The organism is bacterium (assembly GCA_026708015.1).
Taxonomy (GTDB): domain Bacteria; phylum Actinomycetota; class Acidimicrobiia; order Acidimicrobiales; family Bin134; genus Poriferisocius.
The window spans coordinates 33209-52808 of record JAPOVT010000018.1; the positions used below are offsets into that span (position 1 = coordinate 33209).

Consider the following 19600-nt stretch of genomic DNA (forward strand, 5'->3'; position numbering starts at 1 on the left):
AATCTCTCATGTATCGCTGGAGGGGTTGATGTGGACAGTGACGATCTCGAGTTCGTGATACTGCTGATGGAGCACTGAGGTGGCGTAGTGCTGAAGCAGCCGCAATGAGACGTCGCGTTCAATGGGCCGGTCGGCGGTCGGCTCATCGAGCACAGCCAGCCGATCCTCGATGTTCTCCCCCCGGGCCGCGGCCACGAATTCGAGCACCGCCCGCCCGTCCTGCTTGCTGGCGGTAACGCGCAGCGCTCGGTCGGTTGGGGCGTCTCCGGTCTGTTCGGCCTCGAGCATCGTCGCCAGCGTCTCTTCCGCCACCGCATCGAGCCGGTGCGACATCGACGCCGCCCAGTTGTGGCGGGCGGCAAAGGCGTTGAGGAACTCTTGGATGCGGGGGAGATCCGCCAGCGCCAGGCTGGTGCGCAGACGATGGCGGCGAGATTGAGTTGCCTCGGTGAACAGCGTCAGCACGATGGCCACGAGGCCGCCCGAAGTCATCCCGTTCTCCAACAGGCCTCCGGCGAAGCCCTCCAGGTATTCCGGGAAGATCAGGTTGTTCTGGAATCCGACACCGAGCCAGAAGGCAACCCCAGCTATCAGGCCCTTTCGGTAGTCCGCAGCCTCTTCGGAGACGATTCTCATGCCGACCACAAACAACAGCGCCATCAGCACGGTGACGTACGCCGCAACCACGGCATCCGGGATGGCGAGCACCAACGCCAAGAACTTGGGCAAGAACGCCAACATGACGAAAATGACGCCAATGGCGACACCTACGCGTCGTGCGGCGACGCCGGTCAACTCGGTGATCGATACGCTCGTCGAATAGGTGGTGTTCGGCACCGTGCCGGCCACCCCCGACAGCAGGTTGCCGGTGCCGTCGGCGGCCACTGCTCCCTGCACCACCCGGTAGTCCACCGCTCGCGGTTTGCGCCACGACACCCGCTGTATAGCCACGGAATCGCCGATGGTCTCTACCGCGCCGATGATCGTGACGATCACAAAGGCAGGCAGGAGACTCCAAAACGCCGAACCGAACGAGAGGTCGAAGCCGGGCCATCCGCCGTCGGGCACTCCGACCCAGGAGGCGTCGGATACCTGGTCGAAGTCATAGAGTCCGAAGCCCGCGGCCACAATCGAACCGGCAATCACGCCGATGACCGGTGCCCACAGGCGCAGGCTTCCGGAAGACTTCAGCGCTATGACGATTATCAAGACGATGGCGACGAGGGCTGTCGTCGGGGCGCTCCAGTCGGACTTGCCTTCCGGCGACGCACTCACCATGTTGAAGATGAGCGGCATCACGGTCACCGCAATGAGCATCAGCACGGTGCCGGCCACTACTGGCGTGACCAGACGCCTGAACAGAGAGAGCCGGGCGGCCAGCAGGAACTGGAACAGCGACGACGCCACCACCAGTACCGCCAGCAAGCCGGGACCCCCCTCGACCAGCGCCGCCACGCACACCGCGATGAACGCTCCCGACGTCCCCATGAGCAGCACGTACCCGGCGCCGATGCGGCCGAGCCGGACCGCCTGAAGGATTGTGCTGATGCCGCTGACGATCGCCGCCGCGAACACCGCCCAGGTCAAGTACGAGTCGGATTCGCCCGCGGCCCGAATGACAATCGCCGGCGTGAGCACAATGCCCGCGATGGTCAGCACCGCGAACTGGACGCCCATCCCCGCGGTCAGCGCAGCCGGCGGCTTGTCATCAGGCTCGAACCGGATGTGACGCCCTCCGGCTGGGGCACCGTGTTCCACGGCGCCCATGTTGGCACAGTGCCCGGGGAGGGACTCGAACCCTCACTCCCTTGCGGGAACCGGATTTTGAGTCCGGCGCGTCTACCAATTCCACCACCCGGGCGGGTGGCCAGTGCGGGTGGCACTGGGCTGCTCAGCGTGTTGGCTGAAGAAAATGCAGTCTAGATTGCCGTGGTCTCAACAGCCTTGCCGGATACCCTGCCGGGGCCACTCTCCCGTAGAGTATTGAAACCCCACCGTCGTCTGAGAGGTCTGACATCTGATGATCTGCTTCACCTATCCCGGCCAGGGATCCCAAAAGGCCGGCATGGGTTCGGCCTGGGTCGACCACCCCTCGTGGGAACTGGTGGCCGAGGCCTCCGAGGCAGCAGGGCGCGATGTAGGCCAGCTCCTGCTCGACGCTGATGACGACGAGCTGCGCCACACCCGCAACTCCCAGCTCGCCACATTCGTGGTGTCGATGATCTCCTTGGACGCCGTATCCCGGGTGGGCATCGAGACCGCCGGCCACGCTGGCCACAGCCTGGGGGAGTACTCCGCCCTGGTTGCCGCCGGGGTGGTGGACTTCTACGACGGCGTGCGGCTGGTGAGCGAGCGGGGCGAGGCCATGCAGGTGGCCGCCGAAGAACAAGACGGCACCATGGCCGCGGTGATGGGCCTCGACGACGACCTGGTGGAGCAGGCCTGTGAGCAGACCGACGGCGAAGTGTGGGTGGCCAACTACAACGCCCCCGGCCAGGTGGTGATCGCCGGGGCCCCCACCATGGTGGAAGCAGCCGGCGACGTCGCCAAAGAGCTGGGCGCCAAGCGGGTCATGGCCCTGCCCGTTGGCGGCGCCTTCCACACCCCGTTCATGGCGTCGGCCAAAGACCGCCTCCAGAAGGCGATCGGCAAGACAGAGTTCCGGGTGCCCGACCACCCGGTGTATGCCAACGTCGACGCCGCCGCCCAAACTGGCGCTCAGGCTTGGGCCGACCTGTTGAGCACCCAGCTGACCAGCCCGGTGCGCTGGCGCCAGTCGGTCCACAACATGTGCGACGACGGATTCAACACTTTCGTGGAGTTGGGACCGGGCGCGGTGCTCACCGGAACGGTGAAGCGCACCGCCAAAGACTGCAAGTCGCTCAAGGTGAATGCCCCCGCCGACATCGATGCGGTGCTCGAGGAATTGGCCGGGCCGCCGGTGGCCGCGGGCGGCCCGCTAGAGGGCGAAGCCCTGTTCACCACCGAGCGCCTGGTGGTGAGCCCCGCGGCCGGCGTCTTCCAGCCCACAGAGGACAACCTGCTGGGCACCGGCGTTCCCGCTGGACAGCTTCTGGGCCATGTGGGCGACACCGAGGTGCGCACCCCCTGGGCCGGGATGATCATGGGTTTCTTGGCCGTGGAAGGCGAGCGGGTCACCGCCAGCCAGCCCATTGCATGGCTGCGGACGAGTTGAGGGGCGCGGGGCGGATGACGAGAGCGGCCATCACCGGCCTGGGCAGCGCCACCGGCCACAAGGTGGTCACCAACCACGACCTGGCCGCCGTCCTCGACACCAGCGACGAGTGGATCGTGGAGCGCACCGGAATCCACGAGCGCCGGGTGGGGGGCAGCTGCCTGGAACTCGGCGGCCAAGCGGCCAAGATCGCGCTGAAGCAGGCCGAGATAGACGCCACCGACCTCGACTTGATCATCTGCTCCACCTGCACCCCCGACCAGGTGTTTCCGGCGGTATCCAACCGCATCCAAAACGAGCTGGGGGCATCCTGCGGAGCATTCGACCTGAATGCCGCCTGTTCGGGCTTCACCTACGGCATCTCGCTGGGCCAGGCCCAGATCGCGGCTGGAATGGAGCGGGTGCTGGTGGTAGGGGTGGACACGCTCAGCCGGTTCACCGACTGGGACGACCGCTCCACCGCGATCTTGTTCGGCGACGGCGCCGGCGCGGTGGTCATGGAGCCGGCTATCCGCGAAGACCGGGGGGTGCTCAGCACCTTCATGGGCTCTGAGGGCCGCTTCGCCGATCTGTTGATCTGCGACTTCGGCGACTACATCAAAATGGACGGCAAAGAGGTATTCCGCCAGGCCGTGCGGGTCATGGTCTCAGCCAGCCAGAGAGTGCTGGCCGACGCCAGCCTAGAGACGTCCAATGTGGCCGCGGTGGTCCCCCACCAGGCCAATGCCCGCATCATCGAAAGCGCCATGAAACGCCTAGACATCCCCCTGGAGAAGGCGGCCACCGTGCTCCAGTCAACCGGCAACACCTCGTCCGCCTCGATCCCGCTGGCCATGGACGATGCGGTATCCAGGGGCGCCATAACCGACGGCGACGTCGTGCTGCTCGTGGGCTTCGGAGCGGGCATGAGCGTGGCCGCCGCGCTGCTACGCTGGGGCCAGTGAGCACATCCAGGGTCGTCCTGGTTACCGGAGGGAACCGGGGCATTGGGCTGGCCACAGCCACCGAGCTCGCCAAAGACGGCCACCGCGTGGCGGTCACCTACCGCAGCGAGCCCGCCCCGTCCAACGGGCAGGTTGACCTTCTGGGCGTACACTGCGATGTGACCGCCGAGGGACAGGTCGACGCTGCATTCGCCGAGATCGAAGAGCAACTGGGGCCCGTCGAGGTGCTGGTGTCGAACGCGGGCATCACTCGGGACAAGCTGGTGATGCGCATGAGCGAGGCCGATTTCACCGACGTGATCGACGCCAACCTGACCGCCGGCTACCGGGTGGCCAAACGGGCGGCCCGGTCGATGATGCGCAACCGCTGGGGGCGCATCGTGTTCGTGTCCTCGGTGGTGGGGATCATGGGACAGGCGGGTCAGGCCAACTACGCCGCCTCCAAGGCCGGACTGGTCGGTCTGGGCCGGTCTTTGGCCAAGGAATTGGCCAGCCGCAACATCACCGTCAATGTGGTGGCGCCCGGCCCGGTGGGCACCGACATGCTGAACGAGCTGGACGAGGACCGCCGCTCGGCCATCATCGACATGGTTCCCCTCGGACGATTGGGCGAACCCACCGAAGTTGCTGCAACCATTTCATTCTTGGCCTCCGACGCCGCCGGCTACGTCACCGGAGCGGTTATTCCGGTAGACGGGGGTCTGGGCATGGGAGGATGAGTGGCCGTAAACGCATTCGCAAACCCACCCAAGGACAATCCGTCCACGAATAGGAGATAACCAGCGTGAGCGACGAAAACTTCACTCGCTTCCAGAACTGCACTGTGGAGGTGCTGTCGGTGGAGGCCGGTCAGGTCACACCCGAGGCCACCTTTGCCGACGACTTGGACTCGGACAGCCTCGACTTGGTCGAGTTGGTGATGGCGCTCGAAGAGGAGTTCGACATCACCATCGACGAGGAAGAACTGGAGGACATCGAGACCGTGGGCCAGGCCTTCGACCTGGTTACCGTCAAGCTGGGATGACCTCGCAGCCGCCCGACGAGACGAAAACCGAGGTCTGCCCCCGGAGCGCTAGACCATGACCGCTGCGCGCCGCGTGGCGGTCACCGGAATCGGGGTCTTGGGCTGGCCCGGACTGGGCCGCGACGACTTCTGGCAGGGGCTGCTGGAACCCCCCGCCGAGGGACGGCGGGTGATGGACCACTTCGACCCCCTCCCCCACTTCGAGTCCCCCAAGGAGGCCCGCCGCACCGACCGCTTCGCCCAGATGGCTCTGGCCGCCGCTGCTGAGGCGCTGGAGCAGGCGGGCGAGCTCACCGCCGACCCCGACCGGATCGGCGTGTGGGTGGGCACCGGCGTGGGCGGCCTGCGAACCCTGGAGGACCAGATCCAGGTGCGCATCGAGCGCGGCGAGCGCCGGGTGTCGCCCTTCTTGGTGCCCATGCTGATGGCCAACGCGGCATCAGCGGCCATCTCCATGCGCTACGGCTTCTCCGGGCCGTGTGAGAACACGGTCACCGCCTGCGCGGCGGGCACCCAGTCGATCGCCAATGCGGCCATGCTGATCCGCTCGGGCCGCTGCGACGCGGTCATTACCGGCGGCAGCGAGGCTTCCAACTCCATCACCGGAGAAGCCACCTTCAAAAACATGACCGCTGTCTCCAGCTGCCACATCAGCCGGCCGTTCGACTTGGAGCGGGACGGGTTCATCCAAGCCGAGGGCGCAGGCGTGTTGGTGCTTGAAGATCTGGATTCAGCCCGGAACCGGAGGGCGACGGTGCTCGGCGAGATCTTGGGCAGCGCCAGCAACGCCGACGCCTATCACATTACCGCACCAGCGCCAGGAGGAGGGGGGGCGGTTCGGTGCATGGAGCTGGCCCTGTCCGACGCCGAACTGGATCCCGCCGACATCGTCCACATCAACGCCCACGGCACTTCCACACCGCTGAACGATGCCGCCGAAGCCGAGGCCATCCAGAAGGTGTTCAGCACGCCGGGACCGCTGGTCACCTCGACCAAAGGGGTGACAGGACACGCTCTCGGCGCGGCTGGAGCCATCGAGGCGGTAGCGGTTCTGTTGGCCATGGAACACAGGTTGATCCCGCCCACCTACGGGTACGTGACCCCCGATCCCGACATGGCCCCCATCCGCATCGTGGCCCCCGATCCCGCCCCGTGGACCCCGGGGCCATCGCTGTCCAACTCCTTCGGATTCGGCGGCCACAACGGGTCCATCGTGATCGGCCCCCCGCCAGCTGAGTAGCCAGGGTCAGAGAACTTCAGGCTGCGGGCGCCGATCAGTCGGCGTCGACCACCACGAACAGCAGCTCGCACGAGCAGGCCAGCTCGCCGTCCACCGATGCCCGCCCTGCGCCCCGGCCGGCCCGAGCCGACAACCGGGTCATCTCCACTTCCAAGTCCAGGCGCTCACCAGGAACAACCTGGCGGCGGAAGCGAGCCCTGTCGAGACCGCCAAACAAGGGCAGCTTGCCGGTGAATCTCTCGTCATGGAGCACGATGTAGGCACCGAGTTGCGCGATGGCCTCGGCCATCAGCACCCCGGGCAGGGTGGGGCGACCGGGAAAGTGGCCCGCGAAGAACGGCTCGTCACCGGTGAGCCGCCAATAGCCCTCGGCCCGCTCCCCAGCCACCATGGAGGTGACCTCGTCGAGGAACAGGAACGGCGGGCGGTGCGGGAGAACCTCGTCGGGAGGTCTCATGGGAAGCGCTCTTGTCCCGCTATTCCTCGGGCAGGGCGTCAGCCAGGTTGGTGGCGGTGTTCTTGGGGCTGATCTTGTACCAGGCGTGCTCAATCAACCCGTCTTCATTCACCAAGAAGGCCGAGCGGACGATGCCCAAATACGTGTTGCCATACATTTTCTTCTCCCGCCACACCCCAAAGGCCTCGGCCACTTCGTGGTCGGGATCAGACAGCAGCGAGTACCCGAGATCGCACTTCTCGTCGAAGCGCTTCTGGCGATCGGGCTTGTCCCCGCTGATGCCCACTGCGGCGATTCCGCGTTCTGTGGCGATGTCACGCACGCCGATTGCCTGATTCGTTCAACCAGGGGTGAGCGCCTTGGGAAAGAAGAAGATCGCCAGCTTCCTTCCGGCAAAGTCGCCCAGAGAGACCTGGTTGCCGTTCTGATCTGACAGGTTGAATGCCGGCACAGGATCGCCGGCAGATAAGAGCCAATCAGCCATGGATCTGACCCTAGTGGATCAGGTGCCCTTGACAGCCCCCTTCAGCCGGGCGCCAGCGCTCACCTTGCAACCCTTGGTGGCGGCGATCTGGATGGTCTCGCCAGTGCGGGGGTTGCGGCCCGTGCGGGCGCCCCGCGAAGTCTGCTCGAATGATACGAAGCCGGTGATCGACACCTTGTTGCCCAGGATCACCTGTTCGGTGACCGTCTTCTCGAGGCTATTGAGAACCGCCTCCACGGAACTCTTGCTCTCGCCGGTGCGTTCGCTGATGGCGCTGACCAACTCTGACTTGTTCATGGAATCCTCCTGAAATTGGAATTACGGGATTGTAATTCAGTCGGCTTCTTACACAAAGTCCCAAGAGTCAAGCAGCCTCCACGAGAAATGCAAAGTTCAACTGGGGAAAGGTGTGCCTCAATCCAGAGCCCGGCGGAACTGCCCGATCAGATCGCCCACGGCGGCAGGTCCCCCGTCGAGCATTCGGCGCACTACCGCAGAGCCCACCACCGCGCCGTCGGCCACCCGGCAGACCTCCTCGGCCTGCTCCGGGGTGCCCACTCCCACCCCGACCAGCACGGGCACATCGGTCATCTGCTTGAGCCTTCCGGCCATGACCACCGCGGACGACGCCAACTCGTCGCGCACCCCGGTCACCCCCAAGAGCCCCACGCCGTAGACGAATCCCCGAGTTCGGGCGCATATCCGGGCCAGCCGCTCGTCGGAGGCGGTGGGAGCGGCCAACAGCACGGTCTCCACCCCGGCGGCATCGGCGGCCTCGGCCCAGGGCCCCGCCTCCTCCAAGGGGAGATCGGGAAGGATGGCCGCAGCCACTCCCCGCTCGGCCAGCACGGAGGCGAACCGCTCGAGGCCGAACCGGAAGGCGATGTTGTAATAGGTCATCACCGCCAACGGGACGCCGATGTCGAGGCGTCCAAGGGCATCCAACACCGCCAAGGGCGTGACCCCGTCGGCCAGCGCCCGGTCGTTGGCCTCCTGGATGACCGGTCCGTCGATCACCGGGTCGGAAAACGGGATGCCCACTTCGATGGCATCGGCCCCGGCGTCGGCGGCCGCGGCCAGCGCCGTCTGCCAATCGCCCAGCCCCCCGGTCAGATAGGGAACCAATGCCTTGCCGCCTTGAGAGCGCCGGGCCCGCAAGACGGCTTCCATACCGCCGGGCTCAGTGCTCACTCAGCCCGCCCGTCGTCGCCGTTGGTGCTGGTGTCCACCGCCAGTCGGCCCATCATCTGGTCGACGTCCTTGTCGCCCCGCCCGCTCAGGTTCAACAGCACCGATTGGCCGGCCAGTTCCCGACGGGCCCGCGAGACCCAGGCCAGGGCATGGGCCGGCTCGAGCGCGGGGATGATCCCCTCGGTGCGCGACAGCAGCTCGAAGGCGGCCACCACCTCGTCGTCGGTGACCGACTCGTAGCGGGCCCGGCCGATGGCGGCCAGATGGGAGTGCTCCGGACCGATGCCGGGATAGTCCAGCCCCGCGGAGATCGACTCGGCCTCCAGTACCTGGCCGTGCTCGTCTTGCATCAGGAACGACTTGGATCCGTGGACCACGCCGGGCACGCCCCGGCCGATGGCCGCCCCTCCGGCCGGTTCCACGCCCACCAGCGCCGCGTCTCCGTCGACGAAGCCGCTGAAGATGCCGATGGCGTTGCTGCCCCCACCCACACAGGCGGTAACCACATCGGGGTCGGACCCCAGGATATGGTGGCACTGCTCGCGGGCCTCATCGCCGATCACCCGGTGCAGCTCGCGCACCATCCACGGGTAGGGGTGGGGGCCCATCACCGAGCCCAGGCAGTAGTGGGAGCTCTCCACGGTGGCCACCCAGTCGCGCATGGCCTCGTTGATGGCGTCCTTCAAGGTGCGACTGCCCGACACCGCCGACCGGACCTCAGCGCCCAGCAGCTGCATCCGAAAGACGTTGAGGGCTTGGCGCTCCATGTCGACTTCGCCCATGTACACCACGCACTCCAGGCCCAGCAGCGCTGCCGCGGTGGCGGTGGCTACGCCGTGCTGACCGGCACCGGTCTCGGCCACCAGGCGGCTCTTGCCCATCCGCACGGCCAACAGAGCCTGGCCTAGCACATTGTTGATCTTGTGGGAACCGGTGTGGTTGAGGTCCTCGCGCTTGAGCAGCAGGCGAAGCCCCATCTCCTCTGACAGGCGATGGCACTCGGTTAGCGGCGACGGCCGCCCGGCATAGTCGGCCAGCAGTTGGTTCAGCTCGCCGCGGAAGCCTTCGTCGTCCCAGGCGGAGCGGAAGGCGGCCTCCAGCTCCTCGCAGGCCGGCACCAGGGGCTCGGGAACGAACCGCCCTCCGAAGTCCCCGAACAACCCGCCGACGGGCTCGGCCATGGTCACTGCGGCGCTCCTCGGACAGAAAGCTCGGCCATGGTCACCGCGGCGCTCCTCGGACAGAAAGCTCGGCCATGGTCACCGCGGCGCTCCTCGGACAGAAAGCTCGGCCATGGTCACCGGAGTCCCTCCTCTTGCCAGTTGTAGGGGGCGTCCTCGGCCGACTCACTGTCGGTTGCTTCACCGCGTTCGGGATCTGCTTCCCGAGCGGCGTTGATGAAGGCCCGCAGTAGGGCCGGGTCTTTGCGGCCCGGTGACATCTCCACGCCGGTGGCCACATCCACTCCCCACGGGCGGACCTTGGCGATAGCCGTGGCCACGTTCTCGGGAGTCAAACCACCGGCCATGAGCAGTCGGATGCCACCGGGAGCGCCCTCGGCCAGAGACCAGTCGAACACTCGGCCCGATCCGGGGGTATCGGAGTCCACCATCACTATGTCGGCGCCGTACCGGTCGGCCACCGACAAAGCGGGGCTGCCGCCGGGAAAGGCCTTGATCACCGCCGGCACGCTCTCTCGGATCAAACGGGTGTCTTCCATGCTCTCTCGACCGGACAGCTGGGCGGCTTTGAGACCGCAGCGATTGACAATCTCGATCACCCTGCTGGGGGCCTCGTCTTTGAATACGCCCACGGTGAGCACGCCGGAAGGAAGCCGCCGGACGATTTCTTCTACTCGGGGCGGAGCAACCTGGCGGGGTGACGGGGCCATGATGAACCCCAACCCGTCGGCACCCAGCGCGGTGGCCAGCAAAGCGTCATCGGCGTTGGTTATGCCGCAGATCTTGATGAACACTGCTTCCAAAACTACCGGCTGGAAGCCTGCCTATTGTGATCGTTATCGGGGAACGGCCGACGCCTGAGCCGGGCAGCCGGCCACCACCACCTCGGCAGGCATGTCCACGGATCGCTTGATGTAGCCCAACGCCACCGTGGCACCGGCAATGGCATCCCTGGCTGTGCTGGTGACGGTTCCGACCACGGCCCCTCCTGCGTCGATGATGGGCTCGCCGCCGTCCAGCTCGACCCGCTCTTGCAGGGTCAGCAGCCGCAGATAGCGGGGGGCGCTGCTGCCCCGGGAGTCCATGCGGGCGACCAGCTCCTGGCCGGTGAAGCACCCCTTGGTGAAGCTCACCGTGAAATCAACGATCTCGGCTTCAGCGGGAATGGTGCGGTCATCGATGTCGACCCCCATCCGAGGGAAACCGCATCTGATCCGATGGGCTTCCAGCGCTTCGGGATCGATGACGGGCACATCTTCTGGAATTGAGGGCTGGGGGCCGAGCAGATCGACGCCGCCGGTGGGCACCGCCGCGACGATCTCGCCGGAAACGGCTGTATTTTCTGCCCCCGGTCCGCGCACCGCAACGCACTGCCAGTCGAGTGGCTCCAGGGTCACATCGGTGCGCAGCATGAACCGCCGGAGCCGGGCGTCGACCTGCTCCAACGGGCCGTCGGTGTCGAGGACGAAGCGGTCGGCGGCCTGCCGGGTGACCCGCACGAAGGCGTCTATGCGCCCCTGGGGTTGCAAGATGAGCGACCAGGCTGACTGGCCGGGGCCCAGCGCGGCAATGTCCTGGCTGAGCTGGCCTTGCAAGAAGTCCTCGGCGTCGGGACCGGACACCGCCAGCACGCTCCGCTCGAGGGGGCAGGCCCCAACCGAAGTCGACAGGTCTACTGGGCCGCTCATGCAATTCCGATCATGAGGGACCAATCATGACAGCCGCCCCCGGTTCATCCGCCGGGCGGCAGGCACAGCCAACAACAGAGCCCGGGCCTTGTTGCGGCACTCCAGATCCTCTTGTTCGGGGATGCTGTCGGCCACGATGCCAGCCCCGGCCTGCACCGACGCCCGCCCCCCCTGGATGACCATGGTGCGAATGGCAATGGCGGTGTCGATGTTGCCTGAGAAGTCCAGATAGCCGACCACGCCGGCGTAGGGGCCGCGCTTCACCGGCTCCAGATCGTCGATGATCTCCATGGCCCGCACCTTGGGCGCGCCCGACACGGTGCCCGCCGGCAGGGTGGCCCTCAGCACGTCCACCGGGGACCGCCCCGGCGCCAACTCGCCCGATACCTGCGAGGTCAGGTGCATGACGTGGCTGTATCGCTCCAGGGTCATCATCTCATCCACCGTCTCGGTCCCGAATGACACCACCCGGCCCACGTCGTTGCGGGCCAAGTCGAGCAGCATGATGTGCTCGGCGATCTCCTTGGGGTGCTCGGACAGCTCGGCGGCCATGCGGCGCTCCTCGGCCTCGGTGCGCCCCCGGCGGCGGGTACCGGCGATGGGCCGGGATATGACCCTTCCGTTGAGCAACTGCACCATCGGCTCCGGCGAGCAACCCACCAGCGACACTTCGGGCAGGCGCACGAAGTACATATATGGACTGGGGTTAACCTGGCGCAGCGAGCGGTACACGTCGAAGGGCTGGGCCCCCAGGTCGAAGTCGTATCGTTGGGCCAGCACCACTTGGAAGATGTCCCCGGCCAAGATGTGCTCTTTGGCCGCCTCCACCGCGTCGCAAAAGCTCTTCGAGCCCATGCTGGACACCACTTCGGGCAACTCCTCGTCTTCTGAGGGAGGTTCCAGCAGCGGCTCGGCCACCGGCCGGGCCCCGTCGGCCGCTAACTGCTCCAGGGCGGCAATCGCACCGTCGTAGGCGGCATCGATCTCAGCCGATGACGCGCCCGGAGGGATGATCACGTTCTCGATCAGCGTGACCCGCTGGCGCCAATGGTCGAAAACAGCCAGCTCTCCGATCACCGACATCACCGCGTCGGGCAAGCCCTGGTCATCGTCCGGGACATCGGGGAGATGCTCCACCTCCCGCACTACGTCGTAGCCCAGATAGCCCACCATCCCGCCGTGCAGCGGAGGCAGCTCATCCATGATCGGGGACCGCCATTGCGACAAGATGTGTTCGATTGCCGCCAGAATCCCCTGGTCGAGCGGGGTTCCCTCGGGAAACTCCCCGGTGGCGGAGACCTCGTTCCCCCGGGCCACCAGGGTGCCCAGCGGACGACGGCCGATGAAGGAGAAGCGGCTCCACCGCTCCCCGTGCTCCACCGACTCCAGCAGAAAGCCGGGTTCGTCACCAACAGTGCGGACGAAAGCCGCCACCGGGGTGGTGAGGTCGGCCACCAGCTCCCGCCACACCGGAACCACCGTCCATTCGGCGGCCAGCCGATGGAATTCTCGGCGCTCAGGGCTGATCACGGACATGTCGAACTGATCACTCCGACGGCAGTACCGGCTCGTCGAACGACGTGAAGAAGCACGAATACTCTCCGGTGTGGCACGCCCCTCGGCCCTCTTGCTCCACCATGAACAGCAACGTGTCGCCATCGCAGTCGTAATACGCCTCCCGGACGTACTGGCGGTCGCCAGAGGTCTCCCCCTTGCACCAGTACTCCTGGCGGGACCGGCTCCAGAACCACGTGCGCCCGGTTTCCAGGGTGCGCTCCAGCGACTCCCGGTTCATCCACGCCATCATCAGCACCCGGCCCCCTTCGTGCTCCTGGACAATGGCGGGAACCAGCCCGTCGTCGTTGAACGCCACCTCGTCCAGCGCTCCGGGGGCAGCTTCTATTGGCGTAATTGCCGGCATCGCCCCATCGTAGGAGCAGACCCCGCCTCCAATAGAGCCAATTCTGAGCCAGACGAGAGATGCGGCCGGGTCAGAGGTAGAGGCCGGTGCTTCCCTCGTCGAGCCGGGGGGCGGCCACCGCGTGGATGTCCCGTTCCCGCAGGATGAGGTAGTCGGCGCCCCGAACTTCCACCTCATAGCGGTCTTCGGGGTTGAACAGCACCTGGTCGCCCGACTCCACGGTGCGGACATTGGGGCCCACCGCAATGGCCTCCGCCCAGGCCAGGCGCTTGCCCACCTGGGCAGTAGCCGGGATGAGGATGCCACCGGTGGACCGCCGCTCTCCCTCGGGGATATCCAGCTGCACCAAGATGCGGTCGTTGAGCATCTTGATGGGAAGCTTGTCCTCGGGCGCGACCTGACTCACGCTCTTTGTTGCCTTGGCCATGGGGTGACAACGCTACCGTGACCGGCATATGACAGACGACTTCGGGCCAACCCCCACAACCCTGGCTACTGCCGACGGCCTCAGCCTCGAAGCCCAGTGGGCGGTGCCGGCCGGTCCTCGGAATCGGGTGGTGATCGCCCACCCCCATCCCCAGCACGGAGGAAACATGCACTCCCTGGTGGTTTCCACCCTGTTCAACCACCTGGTGGGCTCGAGCTGCGCGGTGCTGCGGTTCAACTTCCGAGGGGTCGGGGGCTCGGAGGGCGAGCACGACTTCGGCGAGGGCGAGCAGCTCGATGTGCGGGCCGCGGTGGAGGCCATGGCCGCGGTCGGCAATGAGGGGTGCCCGCTGGTGCTGGCCGGATGGTCGTTCGGGGCCGACTTGGCCTTGACCTGCGATGCCCCGGAGCTGGCCGGGTGGTTCCTGGTAGCCCCGCCGCTGCGGGTGGTCAACGCCGACCGCTTCAGGGCCGCAGCCGATCCCCGGCCCAAGTGGCTGGCCGTGCCCGAGCGAGACCAGTTCAATCCTCCCGATCAGGCCCAAGCCGCCACAGTCGACTGGACCAACACCGAGATCCACCCCGTTGGCGGCGCCGACCACTTCCTTATCGGCCGTACCGACAAGCTCAACGAGCTGATCGACGACTATCTGGCCGTGCTCGCTTCCTGAAGGGAAGCGAATCAGGCGTCGGCGGGGCGGATGGGGATTCCGGCGGCAACCATGTGGGACTTGGCCTCGGCCACGGTGTGCAATCTGAAGTGGAAGATGGAGGCGGCCAGCACGGCATCGGCTTTGCCCTCTAGCACTCCCTCTACCAGGTGGTCGAGGGTGCCCACTCCCCCGCTGGCGATCACTGGCACGTTGGTCACCTCCACCACTGCCCGGGTCAGCTCTATGTCGAAGCCATCGCGGGTGCCATCGCGGTCCATGGAGGTGAGCAGGATTTCCCCCGCGCCGAGCTCAGTCACCTTGATGGCGTACTCGATGGCATCTACTCCGGTGGGGGTGCGGCCCCCGTGGGTGAACACCTCGAAGGGGAATGCGCCTCCGTTGGCGCGACGGGCGTCAATGGAGGCCACCGCGCACTGGCTGCCGAACTCGTCGGCGATCTCGGCCACCAGCTCGGGGCGATTGACCGCTGCGGTGTTCACCGACACTTTGTCGGCCCCGGCCCGCAGCAGGCGGCGGGCGTCGTCCACCGTGCGGATGCCCCCGCCGATGGTGAAGGGGATGAACACCTCCTCCGCGGTGCGATGTACCAATTCCAAGGTGGTCTCCCGCTGGTCGGACGACGCGGTGATGTCCAGAAACACCACTTCGTCGGCGCCCTGCTGGTCGTAGAGGGCGGCCAACTCCACTGGGTCGCCGGCATCGGTGAGGTCTACGAAGTTGACTCCCTTGACCACCCGGCCAGCGTCCACGTCCAAACACGGGATGATCCGGGCGTTGCTGGGGACGGCGGCCGGTGTGCTCATGAGGCCAGTGTCTCCAAAGCCTGCTCCACGGTGAAGCGCCCCTCGTAGAGCGCCCTTCCCACAATCACCCCGGCCAGCCGTCGGCTGTGGTCGCCGATGGTCGCCAACTCGCTGAGGTCTTCAATCCTTGCCACCCCGCCGGAGGCGATCACCGCCAGGCCAGTGGCAGCCAGCACTGCGCTCAGGCCGTCGGTGTCGGGCCCGCTCATGGTGCCGTCGCGGCTGATCTCGGTGACCACCACCGCCTCGGCCCCCGAAGACTCGAAGCGGGCGGCCAGCTCTAGCAGGTCTCCGCCGCCGCCCTGCTCCCATCCGTGGGTGGCCACGTCGCGGCCCCGGGCGTCCAACCCCACTGCCACCGGTTGGCGAGCAGCCACCTGCTCCACCAACTCCGGCGTCTCCACCGCGGCAGTGCCGATCACCACCCGGGCCACCCCGGCGTCGGCCAGCGCGGCGGCCGCATCAAGGCTGCGGACTCCACCGCCGGTCTGCACCGGCACATCCACCGCATCGGCAATGGCGGCAATCACCGCCAGGTTGACCGGGTCGCCGGTGCGGGCCGCATCCAGGTCCACAACGTGCAGCCATGAGGCCCCCGCGTCGGCGAACTGCCGGGCCTGGCCCACCGGATCGTCGGAGTAAGCGGTTTCGGCGTCATACGATCCCTGGTAGAGCCGCACGCAGCGTCCGGCCCGGAGATCGATTGCCGGGTAGATCTGCATGTCAGGCCCCCACTGCGGCGGTTCGGGCCTGATTCACGAAATTCTCCAGCAGCCGCAGGCCGGGGCGGGCCGACTTCTCGGGGTGGAACTGCGTGGCCCACACGTTTTTGTCGGCTATTGCCGCAGCCACCGGGCCGCCGTAGTCGCAGGTGGCGGCCACGTTGTCGGCCATCGGCGCGGCGAAGGAGTGGACGAAATACACCCAAGCACCGTCGAGGCTTTCGAGCAGCGGGCTGGGACTGCGCACCTCCAGGCGGTTCCACTGCATCTGGGGCCGCTTCACGTTGCCGGGCAACAAGTGCACCGTGCCGGGCAATATGCCCAGGCCAGCTACCCCCGGCGCTTCTTCGGAGCCTTCGTAGAGAAGCTGCAAGCCGATGCAGATGCCCAGAAACGGCCGTCCGTCGGCTGCCGCGGCCCGGGCCTGCTCGTCTAGCCCGGTGTCGCAGAGCGCGGCCATGCAAGGCCCGAACGCTCCCACCCCGGGCAGAACCACCCCAGCGGCGTCGGCAATCAGCCCGGCATCGGCGGTCAGCCGGGCGTCGGCCCCCATGCGCTCCAGGCTCTTCTGGGCCGAGCGGAGGTTGCCGATGCCGTAGTCCAACACCGCTATCAGCGGTCGGGTCACAAAACCCCTTTAGTGGAGGGGATGTCGGTGCCCTCCACCCGCACGGCGTCGCGCAGTGCCCGGGCCACCGCCTTGAAGCTGGCCTCGATGATGTGGTGGGTGTTGCGGCCCCGAATCATGGTGATGTGCAGGGTCAGCGCCGCTGAAGTGGCGAAGGCCCGCCAGAACTCCTCGCAAAGCTGGGGGTCGAACGGCGGGTCGCCCAAGATCTTCTGGCCCGGAGGGCTCACGTCATAGTGCAGGAACGGGCGGCCCGACAGGTCGACCACCGCTTCCACCACGGCCTCGTCCAGCGGTACCGCTATGGACGCGAACCGGCGCACCCCGGCCTTGTCGCCCAGGGCCTCAGCGAAGCACGTCCCCAGCAGGATGCCGACGTCTTCCACGGTGTGGTGGGCGTCGATCTCCAGATCACCGGAGGCTTCCACCTTCAACTCGAATCCGCCGTGGCGGCCCAGCTGGCTCAACATGTGGTCGAAGAACGGCAAACCGGTAGTAGCCGCGCCCTGGCCGTTGCCGTCGATGTCGATGGCGATGTCGATGCTGGTCTCGGCCGTACTCCGAGATGCGGTGGCGGTTCGGGATGTGTCTGTCATGTCAGCACCTCACTCAATGCGGACAAGAACGCGTCGTTCTCGGCCGGCGATCCCACGGTGACCCGAAGGCAACCGGCGAGCCGGGGCCAAGAAGAACAGTTTCGCACGAGCACCGACCGATCCACGAGACCCTGCCAAACTGCGTCGCCGTCGCCGGAGTCCGGCCGCAGCAACATGAAGTTGGCTCCCGAGGGCCAATGGCGGACCGGGAGCTGGTCGAGGGCCGCGGCGATCCGCTCCCGCTCGGACACCAGCATGCTCACCCGCTCGTTCATCTCATCCTCGTAGTCCAATGCCAGACGGCCGGCGATCTGCTTCATGGTGTCGAGGTGGTAGGGCAGCGCCGATTTCTCCAGTTCGGCTACCAACCATGATGGTCCGACCAGGTAGCCGAGCCGGGCGGCGGCCATCGACCAGGTTTTGGAATAGGTGCGGGTCACCGCCAGCGGCCGGCCCTCATCCACCAGGTCAACCGAGGTGTGGGGGTCGAACTGGCCGTAGGCCTCATCCATCAGCAGCAAGCCGGGCAGCGCCGAGACGTCGGCCAGCAACCTCTCGACCAACTGCGGCGGCTCCACCATGCCGGTGGGGTTGTTGGGCGAGCACAGGAAGGTGACAGCCGGGCGGTGCTCGGCCACCATGGCCGCGGCATAGTCGGCGTCCAGCGAGAAGTCCTCACTGCGTTCGCCGGTGACCACCTCGGTAGCGGCCAGCCGGGAGATGTGGGAGTGAAGGGCGTAGGTGGGCTCGAAGGTCAGCGCGGCGCGTCCCGGTCCGCCGAACGTCAGCATCAGGCACTGGAGAACCTCATTGGAGCCGTTGGCCGCGAACACCTGCTCGGGCGCGACCTGTTCGTGCTTGGCCAACGCGGCTCGCAGCTCGTGAGCCCCACGGTCGGGATAGCGGTGCCAGTCGATATCGGCCTGTGCCGCCCGCAGAGCCTCAGCCCATCCTTCGGGCGGGGGCACCGGCGACTCGTTGGTGTTGAGCCTCACAGCCACATCGAGCTGCGGCGAGTGGTAGCCAGACATGAGGGCCAGGTTCTCTCTCACTGGCAGGCGGTCAGGGCTACTCATCGTTGGTTCCTCTCTGAACTCCGTCGCCGAAGCCGCGCAAGCGAATGGATTGGGCGTGGGCATCCAATCCCTCGGCATCGGCGATGGCGGCCACATGGGGTCCGACCGCGGCCAGACCCTCAGCGTCCACAGAAATCTCGTGCATGGGCTTGGTGAAGTCCCTCACGCTCAAGGCACCGGCAAAGCGAGCGGTGCCGTTGGTGGGCAGCACGTGAGAGGGACCGGCCACGTAGTCGCCGATGGACGCCGGTGCCAGCGGACCCCGAAAGATGGCCCCAGCGTTCTGAATTCCGTCGATGACCGCCTCCGGTGCCTCGGTCATCACCTGCAAGTGCTCGGGGGCGATGAAGTTGACCACTTCGGCAGCGACCTGCGGACCGTCGACCAAAACAATGTGGCCACTGCGGCTGAAGGTGGCCGCAATATCGTCCCGGCGAACGGCATCCGACAGCAATCCGGCCACCGCCTGCTCCACTCCGTCGGCAGCGTCAGAATCCCAGGTGATGAGCCAGGCAAGGCCATCAGGACCGTGCTCGGCCTGCACAATGAGATCGATGGCGGCGTATTCCGCCGGAACAGTGCCGTCAGCCACCACTACCACCTCAGAAGGTCCCGCGAACGCCGCCGGTACGCCGACAGAACCGGCCACCAGCTGTTTGGCGATGGCCACGTACACATTGCCCGGCCCGACGATCACATCCACTGCGCCAACCGACTCAGTGCCAAAGGCCATGGCGGCAACAGCCTGGGCACCACCCACCGCATATACCTCGTCGACCCCGGCGATGGCCGCCGCGGCCAAGGTAACGTCGGCTACTCGGCCATCGGAGCCGGGGGGAACGCACAGCACTACCTGGTCCACCCCGGCGGCCCGGGCGGGAAGCGCGGTCATCAGCACGGTGGAGGGATAGGCGGCCCGGCCGCCCGGCACATAACAACCGGACCGGCCCACTGGCTGGTCCCAACTGCGGATGGTTATGCCCTGGCGGGTGTGGGTCTGCTCTTTCGAAGCCTGCTTTCGGTGAAACTCGGCAATGGAATCGGCGGCTGCTTCCAGACCGGCCCGCAGCGAGGGGGCGACCCGATCTCTGGTCGCGGCCACCTCGCTTGGAGAAACCCGCCAACTTGAAGGGACAACACCGTCGAACTGCTTGGAATAGCGGGCGAGGGCGGCATCCCCGTCGGCGCGCACCGCGTCAATGATCTCGCGAACCGCGGCCACCGACCCCTCAGAAACGGGCTCAGGCCGAGGCAAACGGCCACTGATGTCGGCCTCGCCCCGCAGGTCCACTCGGTCTAGCACGACCCTCAAAACTACAGGCCCAAGCAACCCGCCAACGAAGGGATTG

Annotated in this window: 22 protein-coding genes, 1 tRNA gene and 1 pseudogene; 6 read left to right on the top strand and 18 right to left on the bottom strand. The window is 66.7% G+C overall.

The features are described from left to right. Positions 1-6: 6 nt before the first annotated feature. Entirely contained in the window at positions 7-1767 is a 1761-nt protein-coding gene (locus tag OXG30_03710) for a hypothetical protein (protein MCY4134004.1), read from the bottom strand. Positions 1768-1777: 10 nt separating this feature from the next. Next, a tRNA-Leu gene (locus tag OXG30_03715) sits at positions 1778-1861 on the bottom strand. A 159-nt stretch (positions 1862-2020) separates the two neighbouring features. Here OXG30_03715 and fabD point away from each other — a divergent pair. From fabD to OXG30_03740, 5 genes are all read left to right on the top strand, one after another. Next, complete coding sequence (gene fabD / locus OXG30_03720) at positions 2021-3196, top strand: ACP S-malonyltransferase (protein ID MCY4134005.1); 1176 nt, start codon at positions 2021-2023, stop codon at positions 3194-3196. Between the two features lie 14 nt (positions 3197-3210). After that, positions 3211-4140 carry a ketoacyl-ACP synthase III gene (locus OXG30_03725; protein MCY4134006.1) on the top strand — a complete coding sequence of 310 codons (930 nt, stop codon included), beginning with the start codon at positions 3211-3213 and terminating at the stop codon, positions 4138-4140. Further along, positions 4128-4859 (top strand): 3-oxoacyl-ACP reductase FabG, encoded by a 732-nt coding sequence (gene fabG / locus OXG30_03730; GenBank protein MCY4134007.1) that lies wholly within the window; start codon positions 4128-4130, stop codon positions 4857-4859. Before OXG30_03725 ends, fabG begins: the two co-directional genes overlap by 13 nt. A 65-nt stretch (positions 4860-4924) precedes the next feature. Then, complete coding sequence (acpP, locus tag OXG30_03735) at positions 4925-5164, top strand: acyl carrier protein (protein ID MCY4134008.1); 240 nt, start codon at positions 4925-4927, stop codon at positions 5162-5164. Between the two features lie 55 nt (positions 5165-5219). Continuing rightward, on the top strand, positions 5220-6404 hold the full coding sequence (locus OXG30_03740; GenBank protein ID MCY4134009.1) for a beta-ketoacyl-[acyl-carrier-protein] synthase family protein: 1185 nt from the start codon (positions 5220-5222) through the stop codon (positions 6402-6404). A gap of 34 nt (positions 6405-6438) precedes the next feature. Here OXG30_03740 and fabZ read toward each other — a convergent pair whose 3' ends face one another. The 10 genes and pseudogenes from fabZ to OXG30_03790 all read right to left on the bottom strand — a co-directional run bounded on the left by fabZ (position 6439) and on the right by OXG30_03790 (position 13753). Next, a complete protein-coding gene (gene fabZ / locus OXG30_03745) occupies positions 6439-6861 on the bottom strand; it encodes a 3-hydroxyacyl-ACP dehydratase FabZ (protein MCY4134010.1) in 423 nt (140 codons plus the stop codon). Between the two features lie 19 nt (positions 6862-6880). After that, positions 6881-7345: a thioredoxin-dependent thiol peroxidase gene (gene bcp / locus OXG30_03750; protein ID MCY4134011.1), complete on the bottom strand. Its 465-nt coding sequence runs from the start codon at positions 7343-7345 to the stop codon at positions 6881-6883. 18 nt (positions 7346-7363) lie between these two features. Beyond that, on the bottom strand, positions 7364-7642 hold the full coding sequence (locus tag OXG30_03755) for an HU family DNA-binding protein (GenBank protein MCY4134012.1): 279 nt from the start codon (positions 7640-7642) through the stop codon (positions 7364-7366). Between the two features lie 117 nt (positions 7643-7759). Beyond that, positions 7760-8536, bottom strand: coding sequence for a tryptophan synthase subunit alpha (gene trpA, locus OXG30_03760; GenBank protein ID MCY4134013.1), 777 nt, complete (start codon positions 8534-8536; stop codon positions 7760-7762). Further along, positions 8533-9717: a tryptophan synthase subunit beta gene (trpB, locus tag OXG30_03765; protein ID MCY4134014.1), complete on the bottom strand. Its 1185-nt coding sequence runs from the start codon at positions 9715-9717 to the stop codon at positions 8533-8535. The genes trpA and trpB overlap by 4 nt, the downstream gene beginning before the upstream one ends. 116 nt (positions 9718-9833) lie before the next feature. Then, entirely contained in the window at positions 9834-10511 is a 678-nt protein-coding gene (locus OXG30_03770) for a phosphoribosylanthranilate isomerase (protein ID MCY4134015.1), read from the bottom strand. Between the two features lie 42 nt (positions 10512-10553). Further along, on the bottom strand, positions 10554-11405 hold the full coding sequence (locus tag OXG30_03775; GenBank protein ID MCY4134016.1) for a hypothetical protein: 852 nt from the start codon (positions 11403-11405) through the stop codon (positions 10554-10556). Positions 11406-11429: 24 nt separating this feature from the next. After that, positions 11430-12941: an anthranilate synthase component I gene (gene trpE, locus OXG30_03780; protein MCY4134017.1), complete on the bottom strand. Its 1512-nt coding sequence runs from the start codon at positions 12939-12941 to the stop codon at positions 11430-11432. Positions 12942-12987: 46 nt separating this feature from the next. Continuing rightward, positions 12988-13326, bottom strand: a pseudogene (hisI, locus tag OXG30_03785) (phosphoribosyl-AMP cyclohydrolase). Positions 13327-13396: 70 nt separating this feature from the next. Next, positions 13397-13753 carry a co-chaperone GroES gene (locus OXG30_03790; protein ID MCY4134018.1) on the bottom strand — a complete coding sequence of 119 codons (357 nt, stop codon included), beginning with the start codon at positions 13751-13753 and terminating at the stop codon, positions 13397-13399. Positions 13754-13781: 28 nt separating this feature from the next. Between OXG30_03790 and OXG30_03795 the strand changes: the two genes are divergently transcribed. Continuing rightward, positions 13782-14423 (top strand): alpha/beta fold hydrolase, encoded by a 642-nt coding sequence (locus OXG30_03795; protein ID MCY4134019.1) that lies wholly within the window; start codon positions 13782-13784, stop codon positions 14421-14423. Positions 14424-14434: 11 nt separating this feature from the next. On the opposite strand, the gene hisF is transcribed toward OXG30_03795, so the two are convergent. From hisF to hisD, 6 genes are read right to left on the bottom strand one after another with little or no spacing between them, the layout of a single operon-like run. Further along, on the bottom strand, positions 14435-15229 hold the full coding sequence (hisF, locus tag OXG30_03800) for an imidazole glycerol phosphate synthase subunit HisF (GenBank protein MCY4134020.1): 795 nt from the start codon (positions 15227-15229) through the stop codon (positions 14435-14437). Continuing rightward, on the bottom strand, positions 15226-15951 hold the full coding sequence (gene hisA, locus OXG30_03805; GenBank protein MCY4134021.1) for a 1-(5-phosphoribosyl)-5-[(5-phosphoribosylamino)methylideneamino]imidazole-4-carboxamide isomerase: 726 nt from the start codon (positions 15949-15951) through the stop codon (positions 15226-15228). Before hisA ends, hisF begins: the two co-directional genes overlap by 4 nt. Position 15952: 1 nt before the next feature. Next, entirely contained in the window at positions 15953-16579 is a 627-nt protein-coding gene (gene hisH / locus OXG30_03810; GenBank protein ID MCY4134022.1) for an imidazole glycerol phosphate synthase subunit HisH, read from the bottom strand. Next, positions 16576-17175: an imidazoleglycerol-phosphate dehydratase HisB gene (gene hisB / locus OXG30_03815; GenBank protein MCY4134023.1), complete on the bottom strand. Its 600-nt coding sequence runs from the start codon at positions 17173-17175 to the stop codon at positions 16576-16578. The genes hisH and hisB overlap by 4 nt, the downstream gene beginning before the upstream one ends. Further along, entirely contained in the window at positions 17172-18251 is a 1080-nt protein-coding gene (gene hisC, locus OXG30_03820; protein ID MCY4134024.1) for a histidinol-phosphate transaminase, read from the bottom strand. Before hisC ends, hisB begins: the two co-directional genes overlap by 4 nt. After that, positions 18244-19554, bottom strand: coding sequence for a histidinol dehydrogenase (gene hisD, locus OXG30_03825; protein ID MCY4134025.1), 1311 nt, complete (start codon positions 19552-19554; stop codon positions 18244-18246). Before hisD ends, hisC begins: the two co-directional genes overlap by 8 nt. Positions 19555-19600 lie beyond the last annotated feature (46 nt).